At 37.6% G+C, this 14,363-nt stretch carries 18 protein-coding genes; 7 read left to right on the forward strand and 11 right to left on the reverse strand.

Annotation, left to right across the window (positions count from 1 at the left end; translation table 11 throughout):
* The first annotated feature begins 124 nt into the window (after positions 1–124).
* A complete protein-coding gene (locus tag ASG38_RS11205; RefSeq protein WP_056070676.1) occupies positions 125–1,234 on the forward strand; it encodes a lactonase family protein in 1,110 nt (369 codons plus the stop codon).
* Between the two features lie 3 nt (positions 1,235–1,237).
* Here ASG38_RS11205 and ASG38_RS11210 read toward each other — a convergent pair whose 3' ends face one another.
* From ASG38_RS11210 to ASG38_RS11225, 4 genes are all read right to left on the reverse strand, one after another.
* Positions 1,238–2,587, reverse strand: coding sequence for a DEAD/DEAH box helicase (locus ASG38_RS11210; RefSeq protein ID WP_056070678.1), 1,350 nt, complete (start codon positions 2,585–2,587; stop codon positions 1,238–1,240).
* Between the two features lie 93 nt (positions 2,588–2,680).
* Positions 2,681–2,875, reverse strand: a complete 195-nt coding sequence (locus tag ASG38_RS11215) for a hypothetical protein (protein ID WP_056070681.1) — start codon at positions 2,873–2,875, stop codon at positions 2,681–2,683.
* 65 nt (positions 2,876–2,940) lie between these two features.
* Complete coding sequence (locus tag ASG38_RS11220) at positions 2,941–3,705, reverse strand: TIGR02757 family protein (RefSeq protein ID WP_056070684.1); 765 nt, start codon at positions 3,703–3,705, stop codon at positions 2,941–2,943.
* A gap of 14 nt (positions 3,706–3,719) precedes the next feature.
* The gene (locus tag ASG38_RS11225; RefSeq protein ID WP_056070687.1) at positions 3,720–4,379 is read right to left on the reverse strand and encodes an ABC transporter ATP-binding protein; all 660 of its coding nucleotides are present in this window, start codon (positions 4,377–4,379) and stop codon (positions 3,720–3,722) included.
* 138 nt (positions 4,380–4,517) lie between these two features.
* On the opposite strand from ASG38_RS11225, the gene msrA reads away from it, so the two are divergent.
* Entirely contained in the window at positions 4,518–5,168 is a 651-nt protein-coding gene (gene msrA / locus ASG38_RS11230) for a peptide-methionine (S)-S-oxide reductase MsrA (RefSeq protein WP_056070690.1), read from the forward strand.
* Positions 5,169–5,211: 43 nt separating this feature from the next.
* Positions 5,212–5,511 (forward strand): hypothetical protein, encoded by a 300-nt coding sequence (locus tag ASG38_RS11235; RefSeq protein ID WP_056070693.1) that lies wholly within the window; start codon positions 5,212–5,214, stop codon positions 5,509–5,511.
* A gap of 70 nt (positions 5,512–5,581) precedes the next feature.
* Here ASG38_RS11235 and ASG38_RS11240 read toward each other — a convergent pair whose 3' ends face one another.
* From ASG38_RS11240 to ASG38_RS11265, 6 genes are all read right to left on the reverse strand, one after another.
* Positions 5,582–5,908, reverse strand: coding sequence for a DUF6787 family protein (locus ASG38_RS11240; protein ID WP_056070696.1), 327 nt, complete (start codon positions 5,906–5,908; stop codon positions 5,582–5,584).
* Positions 5,909–5,938: 30 nt separating this feature from the next.
* The gene (locus ASG38_RS11245) at positions 5,939–6,364 is read right to left on the reverse strand and encodes a DUF6146 family protein (protein ID WP_056070699.1); all 426 of its coding nucleotides are present in this window, start codon (positions 6,362–6,364) and stop codon (positions 5,939–5,941) included.
* Positions 6,365–6,482: 118 nt separating this feature from the next.
* Positions 6,483–7,040, reverse strand: a complete 558-nt coding sequence (locus tag ASG38_RS11250; RefSeq protein ID WP_056070701.1) for a hypothetical protein — start codon at positions 7,038–7,040, stop codon at positions 6,483–6,485.
* A 66-nt stretch (positions 7,041–7,106) separates the two neighbouring features.
* Positions 7,107–8,066 carry a D-2-hydroxyacid dehydrogenase gene (locus tag ASG38_RS11255; protein WP_056070703.1) on the reverse strand — a complete coding sequence of 320 codons (960 nt, stop codon included), beginning with the start codon at positions 8,064–8,066 and terminating at the stop codon, positions 7,107–7,109.
* A 31-nt stretch (positions 8,067–8,097) separates the two neighbouring features.
* Entirely contained in the window at positions 8,098–9,171 is a 1,074-nt protein-coding gene (gene serC, locus ASG38_RS11260; protein WP_056070708.1) for a 3-phosphoserine/phosphohydroxythreonine transaminase, read from the reverse strand.
* A gap of 145 nt (positions 9,172–9,316) precedes the next feature.
* Positions 9,317–10,375: an acyl-CoA reductase gene (locus ASG38_RS11265; protein ID WP_056071436.1), complete on the reverse strand. Its 1,059-nt coding sequence runs from the start codon at positions 10,373–10,375 to the stop codon at positions 9,317–9,319.
* Between the two features lie 113 nt (positions 10,376–10,488).
* On the opposite strand from ASG38_RS11265, the gene ASG38_RS11270 reads away from it, so the two are divergent.
* Entirely contained in the window at positions 10,489–10,839 is a 351-nt protein-coding gene (locus ASG38_RS11270) for a 4Fe-4S dicluster domain-containing protein (protein WP_056070711.1), read from the forward strand.
* Between the two features lie 73 nt (positions 10,840–10,912).
* Here ASG38_RS11270 and ASG38_RS11275 read toward each other — a convergent pair whose 3' ends face one another.
* Entirely contained in the window at positions 10,913–11,452 is a 540-nt protein-coding gene (locus ASG38_RS11275) for a hypothetical protein (protein WP_056070713.1), read from the reverse strand.
* Between the two features lie 210 nt (positions 11,453–11,662).
* Here ASG38_RS11275 and ychF point away from each other — a divergent pair, with 210 nt between their 5' ends.
* From ychF to ASG38_RS11290, 3 genes are all read left to right on the forward strand, one after another.
* Positions 11,663–12,757 carry a redox-regulated ATPase YchF gene (ychF, locus tag ASG38_RS11280; protein ID WP_056070715.1) on the forward strand — a complete coding sequence of 365 codons (1,095 nt, stop codon included), beginning with the start codon at positions 11,663–11,665 and terminating at the stop codon, positions 12,755–12,757.
* Between the two features lie 138 nt (positions 12,758–12,895).
* Entirely contained in the window at positions 12,896–13,837 is a 942-nt protein-coding gene (locus ASG38_RS11285; RefSeq protein WP_056070718.1) for a YihY/virulence factor BrkB family protein, read from the forward strand.
* Positions 13,834–14,361 (forward strand): NADPH-dependent FMN reductase, encoded by a 528-nt coding sequence (locus ASG38_RS11290; protein WP_056070719.1) that lies wholly within the window; start codon positions 13,834–13,836, stop codon positions 14,359–14,361. Before ASG38_RS11285 ends, ASG38_RS11290 begins: the two co-directional genes overlap by 4 nt.
* Positions 14,362–14,363 lie beyond the last annotated feature (2 nt).

Raw genomic sequence — 14,363 nt, forward strand, 5'->3', positions numbered from 1 at the left:
ATCTGTGTAAACTGATTTAATCTGTGGCAAAAAAAATCTATCGCCTCAGCATAAGTTAAATTAACATTTCGTGATGATGCTTTTGCTTTCCGAAGCCTTATTTTTGTTCTAAACAATTTTCAAAATGAAAAAAATCAATTTCTTTCTTCTTGTTTTTTTATTTGTTATGAATGCAAAAGCCCAGGATAAAATTTATAATCTGATTGTAGGAACCTACACGAATTCCTGTGAAAGTAAAGGAATATATGTTTATGATTTTAGTCCGGACACCGGTGATTTTTCTTTAAAAAAGACACAGAAAACTAACAATCCGAGTTATCTCACGGTTTCGGAAGATGTCAAATATGTCTACAGCGTTAATGAAAATGGAGCAAACAGTAAAATAAGTTCTTTCCGTTTTGATTCAAAAAGCGGCCAATTGCAACTGCTGAATTCTTTCGATTCCAAAGGTGCCGACCCGTGTTATATTATTAATGATGACAAAAATGTAATTGTAGCAAATTATTCAGGAGGAAGTATCGCTGTTTTTGAAAAGAAGGCAGATGGAAGTCTTAAAGAAGCCAAACAGGTTATACAACATACCGGAAAAGGAATCAATACAAGCCGGCAGGAAAGTGCCCATGTTCATATGGTATATTTTTCACCGGATAAAAAATATATTTTGGCAAATGATTTAGGAACGGATATGATTTACGTTTACAAATACAATAAGAATGCTCCGGAAAAAATATTGGAATTAAAAGATAAAATAGCTGTAAAACCAGGAAGCGGTCCACGTCATCTTACATTTAGTAAAGATGGGAAGTTTGTCTACCTGCTTAAGGAACTGGATGGAACGCTTACCGTTTTTAAATACAAAAATGGTTCTTTAAAACAACTTCAGGAAACTACTGTTGTAGCTAAAGATTTTAAAGGAGAAAATAGTGCGGCAGACATTCATATTTCGCCCGACGGACAATTTTTATACGCCACAAACAGGGGAGATGCCAACACCATCAATGTCTTCGCCATTAATAAAAAAGGAACGTTGGATTTAGTTAATCAGGTAAGCACTAAGGGAAAAGGTCCGAGGAATTTTGCCATTGACCCAAGCGGTAAATTTTTATTGGTCGCACACCAATATACAAACGAGGTTGTGATATTCAGGATAGATAAAACTACAGGAAAGCTTTCCGATACCGGAAAAAGAATTGAGCTTTGTTCTCCCGTTTGTTTGGTTTTTACCAAATTCTAAATTCTATTTGCCTTTATCTTTTCTCTTTTTGTCGCGGTTTCTTTCAACAGCACGGTTTCTTGGCTTTGTCTTTCTTGGTTTAGTTTTGCCGGGACCGCCCAGATTGACTTTTTTGTTCTTGTCTGATTTTTCATGAAAAGCACTGCCTCCTTCTTTTTTGACTTTTTTCAAAAGCTTAATCGGCTGTTTTATTTTTTCTGATTCGATAAGAACAGTTGAAATTTCAACTCCTTCCGGAATTGGAAGCATATCTACTTCCATGTCCATCAGCATTTCACACTCAATAAAAGCATCTTCTTCCTTTGGTCCTACAAAACTGATAGCGGTTCCTTCTTTATCGGCACGACCGGTTCTTCCAATTCTATGGATGTATTGTTCCGGGATTTCTGTAACATCAAAATTCAATACATGGGTAATATCAGAAATGTCCAAACCTCTAGCCATAACGTCTGTGGTGATGATTCCTCGTAAATCTCCTTTTTGGAAATCCTGCATAGTGGTGAGACGATAATTCTGAGACTTGTTGGAATGAATCACACCAAACTGCTCACCAAAATCCTCTTCAATACGGTCATAAATCATGTCAACAAAACGCTTGTTATTCACGAAAATTAAGATTCGTGACATGGACTCGTCAGTTGACAAAAGATGTTTCAACAGGTTAATTTTTGTATTGAAATTCGGAACGCCATATTTGACCTGCCTGATTTTTTCCAATGGTGTTCCGGATGGGGCCAGCGAAACTTCTTCCGGAAAATCAAAATAATCTTCTAATACAGCATCCACTTCATCTGTCATTGTAGCAGAGAAAAGGATATTTTGGCGTTTTGGACGCATCATTGCCAAAATGGAAGTTAGCTGTACGCGGAAACCAAGATTCAGCATTTCATCAAATTCATCAATCACGAGTTTCTGGGTTTCATCAAAACGCAATACATTGTCTAAAGCCAAATCCATAACACGGCCCGGTGTACCAACCAAAACATCTATTCCCTGATAAACAGAAGTCTTTTGGGTGTTGATATTGACACCTCCGTAAATGCCCAAAGTCCTGACGGACATATATTTGGTTAACTTTTCAACTTCTTCTACAACTTGTACTACCAATTCTCTGGTAGGAACCAGAATTACAATTTTTGGTGTATGTGTAGGAGTGAACTTATACAGTTTTAACAAAGGCAGGAGGTAGGCAAAAGTTTTTCCTGTTCCTGTCTGGGCAATACCCATCATGTCACGTCCTGATGCAATTACAGAAAATGACCTTTCCTGAATTGGTGTAGGTGAAGTGAATCCCAAATCATCAATTGCTTTTTGTAAAGATTTAGGAAGATTGAATTGCTCAAAAGTTGACATAACTGTATAAATTTTGGGCAAAGGTACGTTAAAATTTGGATTTCTCAGATTGAGATGCTTTTAAGCTACGTAGAACAGATTAATCATGTGTAACTATTGAAGTAGTTTCACTAGCCATTCTTTTGTAGGTCCTTCTGGGCAAGGATATTTTACAGAATCTGGATTAAGTCTATTATATGATTTTCTGGTTGTTTGACCCAATCCCCTTTTAACATCTGCTATCCAACAGGTTTTTAGAGTTTTTTTGAAAGTTTTTTTGTAAAGCTCCTGAATTTTTTTATAAGTCATATCTATTTTTTTTATTTTACATCCATCTCTAATAATATGATAATTAAGTATTTAATTCAAAAATATTAAAACCCTTCAAAAACACCCAAACCAAATAAAGCGAAATCATATTTCACAGGGTCGCTAGGATCCAGTTTTCGCAATTGTAGGTCTAATTCTGCCAATGCCTTGGCATCGTTTTGTTTTCGGTGTAAAAGTCCTAGTTTTCGCGCTACATTGCCTGAATGTACGTCAAGCGGACAGGAAAGTGCAGAAGGTGAAATGGTTTTCCAGATTCCAAAATCAACGCCTTTTTTGTCCTGACGAACCATCCATCTCAAAAACATGTTGATTCTTTTGGCTGCAGAATTATTCAGCGGGTCAGAAATATGTTTTTGGGTTCGTTGCAGATGCTCAATTTCAAAGAAGATTTTTTTAAATTCATGGATGCTTTCTTGCATAGAATCTCCTTTTTGGTTTTTCAAAAAGACCGCTTCCAGTCCGCTATGATTGGCATAAATATTCTGTAAAGCTTTGATAAAACTGATAAAATCCTGTCCGTTGAAAGTCCTGTGTACAAAATTTTCCAGTCGCTCCAATTGGTAATCCTGATGGGTCATGATAAAATCATAAGGAGAGTTCCCCATCAATTCCATCATCTTTTTGGAATTATTGATAATCATTTTCCGATTGCCCCACGCGATAATCGAACTTAAGAATCCCGCAATCTCAATATCTTCCTTTATTGAAAAAGCATGCGGAATCTGAATTGGGTCGCTTTCGATAAAATCCGGATTATTGTATAATTCTACCTTTTCATTAAGGAAGGCTTTTAATTCTGTATCTGTCATAATTAGTTGGTAGGTTACGGAATCAATCCGTCAGACATTACCAGTTTTCGGTCTGCCATATTGGCCAGTTCTTCGTTGTGGGTAACAATCACGAAGGTTTGTCCAAACTCATCTCTAAGCTTAAAGAACAATTGGTGTAGATTTTCTGCGGAAACAGTATCTAAATTTCCGGATGGCTCATCAGCGAAGATGACGGCAGGTTTGTTAATAAGCGAACGCGCAACGGCCACACGTTGTTGCTCACCACCGGAAAGTTCTCCCGGCTTATGATCAATCCTGTGTGACAATCCAAGGTAATCTAAAAGTCTTTTGGCTTCCGCTTCGGTTTCCGATTTTGATTTTCCGGCAATAAAAGCAGGAATGCACACATTTTCCAAAGCCGTAAATTCAGGTAAAAGCTGGTGGAATTGGAATATAAATCCAAGCTTTAGGTTTCTGAAACGGGAAAGTGCCTTGTCATTAAGATGCAGGATGTTTTCTCCGTCGATTTGTAATTCGGTTCCGTTTTCTATATTCGGTTTGTCTAATGTTCCCAGAATTTGAAGTAACGTGGTTTTTCCGGCTCCGGAAGCTCCCACAATTGAGACGATTTCACCTTTTTCAATATGGAGGTCAACGCCTTTTAATACATGGAGCTTGTCGTAATATTTATGTAGGTTTTTTGCCTGAATCATTTTTTCCTATTTGTACAAAGAAACAAAGTTTTTGAAAATTTTCCCATCTTTAGCAGGTTATTCTTAGTGATAAAGTTTAGTTAATGCCATTCCTGAAACTTCAGATAATCGTTATTTTTGAGGAAAACTAAGGACACAATGAAAAAGATGATTGGACTGCTGACTTTGATTACGATTTCATGCCAGTCAAAAGAGAAGGAACAAGAACAATTAATTTCTGAAATTAAGGAACCCATAAAAATGGAAGTAGAAAAAGGATTAGAGATTGCAACCTTTGGAGGTGGATGTTTCTGGTGTACAGAAGCTATATTTTTAGAGTTGGACGGTGTTAAAAAAGTAGAATCGGGCTATACCGGAGGTAAGACCGAAAATCCAACTTATGAGGAAGTTTCTACCGGAACAACAGGACATGCGGAAGCAACACAAATTACTTTTGACCCGAATAAGATTAGCTTTGGCGAATTATTGGAAATATTTTTTGCAACCCATGACCCAACAACATTAAACCGTCAGGGAGCAGATATTGGTACCCAATACAGAAGTGAAATTTTTTACCACAATGAGGAACAAAAGAAACTGGCAGAAGACTATATAAAACTTCTGGATAGAGAAAATACATTTGGTAAACCGGTTGTGACTAAAGTTTCTCCTGCGGGTAAATTCTACGTAGCAGAAAACTACCATCAGAATTATTATGCAAGAAATAAGGAGAAGTCTTATTGCAGTTATGTCATTACCCCAAAAGTTGAAAAAGTAAGAAAGCAGTTTGCAGGAAAGCTGAAAAAATAATTGGCATCAGTTTTGCGTTATAATAGCGACTAAACAATTGAAAATGACAGAACAAGTTCAGATTAAAGTCGCTTCAGACAAAAAACAGAAACAGTTACTATTGAGTATACTGTTTGATGTTATAGGAATGACAACTTATGCACTTCCTTTTATTGGAGAATTTGCAGATATTGCCTGGGCTCCTATTTCAGGATTTATCCTGGCAAGAATGTATAAGGGAACAGTAGGTACGGTTGGAGGTATCATCTCTTTTTTGGAAGAATTATTTCCCTTAACAGATATATTGCCAACATTTACCCTGACATGGATTTATACTTATTATTTCAGCAATGAAAAAAAGTAACGATTTTGTTAGATAATAAAAAAGCCGGAAGTTCAATTCCGGCTTTACTTTTTATATTAGGTTTTATAACTTATTTGTTTTCCTCACTTTTTTCTTTAGGTAATAAGAATCCTAATCTCATGCTTCGAATCATTCGCTTGGCAAAGGGAAAGAAAAATCCCGATTGTCCAAAAATATATCCGAAAACCATTAGCATAAAAGGATAAAGTGGTAACACCAATACCAATAGAATGATATAGTATAGCGACCAATGCGTATTTTCTTTTGTTATTCCGAGAAGTCCCATCAAAAAATAGGAAATACGTGCTGAAAGGGAACCGTTTATGGCAAAAACAATAAAAATTATGACAAGCTGGTAGTTTGATGTAATGCCCCAGCGCTTTTTAAGCTTATTCATACTTAATAAATATAGCGCAAAACTACAACTTTAAATTCGAGGCACAAAACCTCCAAGTTTTATATTATGGGTAAGTTGAAAATAAGTGAGGTAGTTATACAGCATATAATTAACTTCATAGCCATAGTTTATATTGTTTTGATAGTCAATACTCATATCAAAGCGTCGGTCGCCCTGGTTAAAACGGCTATTCCATTCCATCACCCACACGCGGTTTCGCGTTTCCATGTATTGTTGTGAATAATAATTTCGTGGCCTGGCATAGCTGTAAAACCAGCTGTTGAATCCCGGGTCGATAATGATAACTTCGTATTCAAGCTCTTCATTGGCAATTTTTATCGTGTCATTTTGTACCGCCTTATCGGTCTGTTGAAACGTTTTGGTTTTTGTATCTTTTGTTGTGGTACATCCAAAAATCAAAAAGAATAACGCAATGATGTAAATGAGATTTTTCATGTTTGACAGGATTTGTATAAAGTTACTCATTCTTTTCGGAATGCTTTTTCGGCTTCTTATATTTTTAACAAAAAAAGCCAGACGTGAGTCTGGCCTTAGTATACTATGTTGTAATGATTTATCTTCCGAAAAGTTTTCCAAGAAAACCACCGATGCCTCCTTTTTTATTGACAGCAGTCATTGCATCACTCATGTCTATCTTGCCGTCATTGTTTTGGTCTAATCCAAACTGACCTCCATATTTCTGGATGGCATCCATGATAGATGAACCGCCCTGACCGCCACTAAGCGAGTTGACAATGTCTGAAATTTCAAAACTTTTGTCGTTGGGATTTTTTGCTTTTCCAATCAGAGACCCTAAAACTTTTGGAATTAGTCCGCCGGCAACACCCGAAGCAGCATCACTGCTAAGGCCGAATTTTTCTCCCAGATTTCCGGAAAGCTGCTCTGTTAGTTGTTTCACAACAGGATTTGATGCTGAACCGGCATTATCGCCTTGAAACAATTGACCAATCTGGTCTGCGCCACCATCAGAAATAATTTTCTGAAGTCCTGAAAAAATAGAGGTGCTGGCTTCGTCCATAACACCTTCGTTCAATTCATTTGGTACGGAATTATTGTTTACTACAGCGTCGTTTCCGTACTGTCTTACTAAATCGGATAATTGTTCTAGCATCTTCTGTAAGTTTAAAGTTTAAACAAATCTATACAAAAAAGCCTAATATTTAACAAGAATGATAAATTATATGTCTGATTTTAATAAACTGATGATTTGTTCTGCCAACTCAATTCCAATTCGGTCCTGTGCTTCCAATGTTGCCGCACCAATATGCGGCGTTAGCGATATTTTAGGGTGCATAAGAACCTGTACGGCTGGTGTAGGTTCTTCTTCAAAAACATCCAGTCCGGCAAATAAAACCTTTCCATTGTCTAAGGCTTCAATAAGGTCAACTTCGTTAATTATACCGCCACGCGAAGCGTTTATAATTCCAACACCGTCTTTCATCTGCTCAAATTCTTCTTTCCCGATTACATACCCGTCTTGTGCAGGAACGTGCAATGAGATAAAGTCGGAATGCCTTAAAATATCTTCCATTGGTTCAGTCACGATGTCAACATTAATAAACTGACCATTATAAAAATCTACCTTAATTTCTGCATTGCCTACAAACTTATCGGAAGCGATGACACGCATGCCCAATCCGAGTCCGATTTTGGCAACCGCTTTTCCTATTTTTCCAAAACCGATTATTCCAAGTGTTTTTCCTTTTAATTCAATTCCGTTGGCATACGCTTTCTTTAGTCCTTCAAAATTAGAATCACCTTCAAGCGGCATGTTGCGGTTGGCATCATGCAGGAATCGTACGCCCGAAAAAAGGTGGGCAAAAACCAGTTCAGCCACAGATTCTGATGAAGAAGCCGGAGTGTTGATAACATGTATTCCTTTTTCGCGGGCATAATCCACATCGATATTATCCATACCTACACCGCCTCTGCCTATTACTTTCAGCGTAGGGCAGTTGTCAATAATGTCTTGTCTTACTTTAGTTGCACTTCGTACTAAAAGCACCGAAATAGCATTTTTATTGATATAATTGGCGACCTGTTCCTGTGCTACCTTGGTCGTTATGACTTCAAATCCGCCTTTTTCCAAAGCGATGATGCCGCTTTTTGAAATTCCGTCGTTGGCTAATACTTTCATGTTTCTTAATTGTGTTTTATGTTTTGGTGAATCAGGCGTTTGTCTTTTCAAATTCCTTCATTACATCTACCAGTACCTGTACGCTCTCCAAAGGCAAAGCATTATACATGGAAGCCCTGTAACCGCCTACGGAACGATGTCCGGTCAGACCAGATATTCCGGCTTCTTTCCAATACCGGTCGAATGCCTGTGCCTGGGTTTCGTCCTTTAGCAAGAAAGTCGCATTCATGTTGGAACGGTCTTCTGTAACGGCTGTTCCGGTGAATAATGGGTTTCGGTCTATTTCTGCATATAATAACTGGGCTTTGGCCTCGTTGATTTTTTCAATGGCGGGAATTCCACCTTGTCGTTTTAGCCATTGCAATGTCAGTAGGGAAGTATAGACTGCAAAAACTGCAGGTGTGTTGTACATACTTTCTTTTTCAATGTGCTGCTGATAGTTTAATATATTCGGTATGTTTCGTCCTGTTTTACCCAAAATAGCTTCTTTGACCACTACGAGCGTAACTCCTGCCGGTCCCATGTTTTTTTGAGCTCCGGCATAAATGAGGTCAAATTTTGAGAAATCGAGTTGGCGTGAAAAAATATCAGAACTCATATCGCAGACTACCGGAATTTTTGTTTCCGGAAATTCTTTCATCTGTGTTCCGTAAATTGTATTGTTGGAGGTGCAGTGAAAATAATCAGCATCTGCCGGAATAGCATAATGTTTAGGAATATGATTGTATTTATCTTCTTTTGAGGAAGCAACCACAATGGTTTCTCCAAATGCTTTGGCTTCCTTTATGGCTCCTGCTGCCCAGGTTCCGGTATCTAAATAAGAAGCTTTCCCGCCGTCTCGTAATAAATTGTAAGGAACCCGTAAAAATTCCATACTGGCGCCGCCTTGTAAAAATAAAGCCTGATAACCTTTTCCCTGCAAGCCCAGAAGTTCCAAAACTAGGGCTCTGGCTTCTTCCATTACGGCTACAAAATCTTTACTCCTGTGTGAAATTTCCAGAATGGATAAGCCCGAATCATTGAAGTTCAAAATAGCCTGTGCTGATTTTTCAAATACTTCTTGCGGCAGGATGCAAGGACCTGCACTGTAGTTATGCTTTTTCATGCTGTGTTTTTAAGAAAGTGTTGTTGTGAGTTTGAAAAGCAAATTTCAGGAATTAAGATTAAAGATTTCTTAGCCTTTTCGTGGTAATTTCGTAAGGTTATTAACGAAAACGATATAGTAAAACTATTTTTATGAGCTATTTTGACTAAATCGATGAAAGAAATGCAATAGTGTCTACATTGTCGGCATAGTCCCAAAGTTCCGGTTTCTGTGTTTTGCCAAACGGAATGCTGTTTTCAATTATTCCTTTGGAAACAATACATTGGATTTGCTCATTATCTGTTGCAAGACGTTTTTTAAGTTCCTCTGTATTTTCATAGAATTCATAAAATACACTTGAAATAGGAGAGGAATAGCTCGTGTCTTCCTTAATAGTAAGGAATCCGTTATCGAGCAGTTTGAAATTACTCATCAGGAAGACTGCCTTATTGTAGTCGTAATTATTGGCATATTTTTCATAATGGATGACATCCTGATACTCGAAAATCCCTTCAAAAAAGGCTTCGAATTTATAATTTTTTGGGACAAAAAGTTTGGAAACGTTTCTGCAGCCCAATCCGAAATATCGGAAGATGTCCTCACCCAATTGAATAAAGTCTTCTTTGGATTCCGTGCCGTCCAATACCGCAACAGAATTTCTGTTCTTTCTGATTATGGAAGGTTTGTCCTTAAAATAATATTCAAAATAACGGGCCGTATTATTACTTCCTGTTGCAATGACAGCATCAAAATTTTCTAATTTTCCTTCAGTGAATGTGATGTATTCTGCCATTTTTGGTTCGACAGCCATAATGTATTTTGCTAAAAACGGCAACAGATGCTGGTCATTTGAAGAGGTTTTGACCAGTACTTTATGACCGGAAATTAAAACACTCAAAAAGTCATGAAAGCCCACCAATGGGATATTTCCGGCCAGAACCAATCCAACTGTTTTTCCGCCAACGTTTTCCAGATTGTATTTGGAAAGCCATTGGTCCAGATTTTCTTTTGTCAAGGCTTCAGCCCAGGAGCGTATGGCAAAGTATACCTGTTCCGGGGTATACCAACCGTTATGGGATTGAGACAACTCAATCAAATCCAAAAAATCATTGAAAAACAAATCGTTATGTAAAACGTTTTCTTTTTTAATACTTTCATTTTCAGAAAATTGACTTAAGAATTTTCCTAACTCTGCGAAAATATTTTTTTTGTGCTCTAAAGTCATATTGATTTGCTTATGAATTGTTTTGGATGTAATTTTGCACAAAAATAAACCTTTTCTAGGCAGCAGGCAAGCCTTACGCATATTGCCTATAGCTTATAGCAAAAAATGAAAAAATGGCAATCATAATAACAGACGAATGCATCAATTGTGGTGCTTGCGAACCAGAATGCCCAAATACTGCCATCTATGAAGGTGCAGATGATTGGAGATATAAAGACGGAACGAAACTTAATGGAAAAATAGTGCTTCCAAATGGAGAGGAAGTGGATGCGGATGCGCCGCATACGCCTCTTTCGGATGATATCTATTATATCGTTCCGGGTAAATGTACAGAATGTAAAGGATTCCACGAAGAGCCGCAATGCGCTGCCGTTTGTCCGGTTGACTGTTGCGTTCCGGACGACAACCATGTAGAAAGCGAAGAGACTTTGCTTAACAGGCAGGCCTTTTTACATGGGGAGTAATCTTATTTATTAGAAGAAAATAAAAAACCTGAATTGTTTAATTCAGGTTTTTTTTATGTGTGTCAATAAAATTTTATTTCGGAGAACGTACATAGGTCTCTACAGAAACCTTATCGGATTTGTCGTCATAAGTTTCTACGACCAAATTTCCGTTGGTGTCAAAATAACCTATTGAAGTCTGGTTTTTACCTCTGTAGATATAACTGTTTGTAGTTGTAGCTCTCAAAAGTCCCAGTCTTTTATTGTCCTGTGTGGTAATCACGTAACCAGCTGGGTCTAATCGTAACTGATAGGTTTTACCATTTGAAGTATAATAAGAGGAACGGTCAATATCTACTGTTCGGGTACTTCCGTCAGGATTGATTACCTGAGTTTTTGAAATTACTTCAACAGGCGTTTCCTTCAAGTCCTTGTTTAATGCTTTGGAATCAGCATTTTGGAACTCGATATTCTGAACTTCCTTAACTTCCTGGGTTTTCAGGTATGTTTTCTCGCCATCAGAATCCTTAACAGTAGTTACCGTGGTTTTGGAAACATCTGTGACATTTTTATTCTGGGCCTGTAGGCTTAATGCCGCCAACAATGTAATGCTGCTTAACAAAATAGTTTTCATAATGAGTTGATTTAGAGTGATATTAACAAATTTAAGGATTTTATGTTAAATTGATTTTTAAAAAATCATAAAGAATTGCTAAATGTTATTTTTTAATAGAAATAGTTTAATTTTTTAAGAAATAAAAATAGAAAGGCGTTGAGGTTTAATTTCAAATCCAAAAGCGTATATTTGCACCCTTAAAATTATCAATATCATACTTATACCATAATGAAAGCAGGAATTGTAGGGTTGCCAAATGTTGGAAAATCAACATTATTCAATTGTTTATCAAATGCAAAAGCGCAAAGCGCAAATTTCCCGTTCTGTACTATCGAGCCGAACATTGGAGTCGTAAACGTACCGGACCCGAGGATTAATAAGTTGGAAGAATTGGTGAAACCGGAGCGCGTTCAGATGGCTACTGTAGATATTGTAGATATTGCAGGATTGGTAAAAGGAGCAAGTAAAGGTGAAGGTTTGGGGAATCAGTTCCTTGGAAATATCCGCGAGTGTAACGCTATCATTCACGTATTGCGTTGTTTTGATAATGATAATATAGTGCATGTGGATGGCAATGTTAATCCAATCCGCGACAAAGAAACGATCGATATCGAATTGCAGCTGAAAGACCTTGAAACTGTTGAAAAACGTTTGGAGAAAGTAAACCGTGCTGCCAAAACAGGAAACAAGGAAGCGCAGGTTGAACAGGCATTGCTTAACCGAATCCGTGAGGCTTTATTACAGGCAAAATCAGCCAGAACCATAACGCCACAAAATAATGATGAGGAAGCCCTTTTGGAATCGTTCCAATTGATTACCGCTAAACCTGTTTTGTATGTATGTAATGTGGATGAAGCTTCTGCAGTTAACGGAAATAAATATGTAGACCAGGTTAGAGAATTGGTAAAAGACGAAGATGCAGAGGTTATTGTGCTTTCTGTTGGGGCTGAGGCCGATATTACAGAATTGGAAAGTTATGAAGAACGTCAGGTGTTTCTTGAAGACATGGGCTTGACAGAACCGGGGTCGTCTGTACTGATTCGTGCGGCTTATAAGTTGTTGAAGCAACAGACTTATTTTACCGCCGGTGTAAAAGAAGTACGTGCCTGGACAATCAATATTGGAGCAACAGCGCCACAGGCAGCCGGAGTAATCCATACTGATTTTGAAAAAGGATTTATCCGTGCGGAAGTAATTGCTTATGATGATTTCGTAACCTACGGTTCTGAATCTAAAGTAAAAGAAGCCGGAAAACTGCGTGTGGAAGGTAAAGAATATATAGTAAAAGATGGAGATGTGATGCACTTCAGATTTAATGTATAATCTCAAAGTATAAAACAATTAAAAGCGGCTTTTTGGCCGCTTTTTTTATGAAGATATGTCATGTTAAAAATCCTATAAACTGACCGGTGAATTTCTTAAAATCAGCTATATTTGAGTAAACCGAAACCAAAAAGCACTATGAAAGCGAAAGGATTATTCTCAAAAACCTGGTACTTACTCAAAAATACGATATCAGAGTTTAATGATGACAACGCAATCAAATTAAGCGCATCACTCTCTTATTATACCATTTTTGCAATACCTCCATTAATGATTATTATCATTACGCTTTGTGGTTTTTTCTTTGGAAAAGATGCGGTTACCGGAGAGCTGTACGGACAGATTAACAGGCTTGTAGGTAATGATGCGGCAATCCAGATACAAAATGCCATTAAAAATGTGGAGCTTTCAGACAGTAATGCATTTGCGGCCATTTTTGGAGGAGTAATGCTTTTGATAGGGGCTTCCGGGGTTTTTGCCGAAATCCAGAGCTCCATCAACTTCATATGGGGACTCAAGGCAAAACCCAACAAAGGATTTAAAAAGTTTATCCAAAACCGATTGATGTCGTTTTCGATGATTGTTTCTGTCGGATTCTTGCTATTGGTCAGTTTGTTGGTCAATTCGGTTATGGACCTTTTAAGTGCAAAACTCCGGTCATATTTTCAGGAAGGAACCATTTACATCTTTTATGTGCTGAATCTACTGCTGGTATTTGCCATTATTACGTTGCTGTTTACCATTATTTTCAGGACGCTGCCGGATGGAAAAATCAGGTGGAAAGACGCTTTCATAGGTTCGTCTTTTACAGCCGTGCTTTTTATGGTTGGTAAATTTGCAATCGGGCTCTATTTGGGGAATTCTACTGTTGCCAGTGTTTATGGGGCAGCCGGTTCAATAATAATAATTTTGGTATGGGTGTATTATTCCGCAATAATTCTTTATTTTGGTGCTGAATTCACTAAGGTATATGCAAAAGCCTACGGAGGCAGCATTAGCCCTAATGAATATTCGGTAGAAATCCAGAAAGAGATTTTTGAAATAACAGACGCGGAAACCAATACAAAAACCAGGATATGAAAATAATTGCCTTTGGCGGGAGCAATAGCTCCAAATCGATTAATAAAATGTTGGCTACTTATGCTTCCGGGCTTTTTGAAGATGCGGAAGTAGAAATTTTAGACCTTAATGATTTTGAAATGCCGCTTTTTTCGGTTGATAGGGAAAAAGAGGTAGGACAGCACGAAACTGCAAAAAAGTTTTTGGCTAAGCTGGCTTCGGCAGATATTCTGGTCGTTTCTCTGGCTGAAAATAACGGCATCTATTCTACCGCTTTCAAAAATATTTATGATTGGAGTTCCCGAATTGACAATGAAGTATTCCAGCAAAAACCAATGCTGTTAATGGCAACTTCGCCAGGCGGAAGAGGAGGTAAGGGCGTATTGGATTTTGCAAGCAGCAATCTGCCAAGACATGGGGCAAATATTAAAGCCCTGTTTTCACTTCCGAGCTTTTATACCAATTTTGATGTGGAAAATAAAAAGATTTCAAATGCCGAATTGGATAATGAGCTAAAAGAAATTGTAACCAATTTTGAGGCTTGAAA

Origin of the sequence: Flavobacterium sp. Leaf359 (genome assembly GCF_001423985.1) — a bacterium.
GTDB classification, from domain to species: Bacteria; Bacteroidota; Bacteroidia; order Flavobacteriales; family Flavobacteriaceae; genus Flavobacterium; species Flavobacterium lindanitolerans.

What these genes read in the sequence shown, in the direction of transcription:
- ASG38_RS11205 (WP_056070676.1), top strand. Translation starts at nt 125, where the DNA reads ATGAAAAAAATCAATTTCTTTCTTCTTGTTTTTTTATTTGTTATGAAT.
- ASG38_RS11210 (WP_056070678.1), bottom strand. Translation starts at nt 2,587, where the DNA reads ATGTCAACTTTTGAGCAATTCAATCTTCCTAAATCTTTACAAAAAGCA.
- ASG38_RS11215 (WP_056070681.1), bottom strand. Translation starts at nt 2,875, where the DNA reads ATGACTTATAAAAAAATTCAGGAGCTTTACAAAAAAACTTTCAAAAAA.
- ASG38_RS11220 (WP_056070684.1), bottom strand. Translation starts at nt 3,705, where the DNA reads ATGACAGATACAGAATTAAAAGCCTTCCTTAATGAAAAGGTAGAATTA.
- ASG38_RS11225 (WP_056070687.1), bottom strand. Translation starts at nt 4,379, where the DNA reads ATGATTCAGGCAAAAAACCTACATAAATATTACGACAAGCTCCATGTA.
- msrA (WP_056070690.1), top strand. Translation starts at nt 4,518, where the DNA reads ATGAAAAAGATGATTGGACTGCTGACTTTGATTACGATTTCATGCCAG.
- ASG38_RS11235 (WP_056070693.1), top strand. Translation starts at nt 5,212, where the DNA reads ATGACAGAACAAGTTCAGATTAAAGTCGCTTCAGACAAAAAACAGAAA.
- ASG38_RS11240 (WP_056070696.1), bottom strand. Translation starts at nt 5,908, where the DNA reads ATGAATAAGCTTAAAAAGCGCTGGGGCATTACATCAAACTACCAGCTT.
- ASG38_RS11245 (WP_056070699.1), bottom strand. Translation starts at nt 6,364, where the DNA reads ATGAAAAATCTCATTTACATCATTGCGTTATTCTTTTTGATTTTTGGA.
- ASG38_RS11250 (WP_056070701.1), bottom strand. Translation starts at nt 7,040, where the DNA reads ATGCTAGAACAATTATCCGATTTAGTAAGACAGTACGGAAACGACGCT.
- ASG38_RS11255 (WP_056070703.1), bottom strand. Translation starts at nt 8,066, where the DNA reads ATGAAAGTATTAGCCAACGACGGAATTTCAAAAAGCGGCATCATCGCT.
- serC (WP_056070708.1), bottom strand. Translation starts at nt 9,171, where the DNA reads ATGAAAAAGCATAACTACAGTGCAGGTCCTTGCATCCTGCCGCAAGAA.
- ASG38_RS11265 (WP_056071436.1), bottom strand. Translation starts at nt 10,375, where the DNA reads ATGACTTTAGAGCACAAAAAAAATATTTTCGCAGAGTTAGGAAAATTC.
- ASG38_RS11270 (WP_056070711.1), top strand. Translation starts at nt 10,489, where the DNA reads ATGGCAATCATAATAACAGACGAATGCATCAATTGTGGTGCTTGCGAA.
- ASG38_RS11275 (WP_056070713.1), bottom strand. Translation starts at nt 11,452, where the DNA reads ATGAAAACTATTTTGTTAAGCAGCATTACATTGTTGGCGGCATTAAGC.
- ychF (WP_056070715.1), top strand. Translation starts at nt 11,663, where the DNA reads ATGAAAGCAGGAATTGTAGGGTTGCCAAATGTTGGAAAATCAACATTA.
- ASG38_RS11285 (WP_056070718.1), top strand. Translation starts at nt 12,896, where the DNA reads ATGAAAGCGAAAGGATTATTCTCAAAAACCTGGTACTTACTCAAAAAT.
- ASG38_RS11290 (WP_056070719.1), top strand. Translation starts at nt 13,834, where the DNA reads ATGAAAATAATTGCCTTTGGCGGGAGCAATAGCTCCAAATCGATTAAT.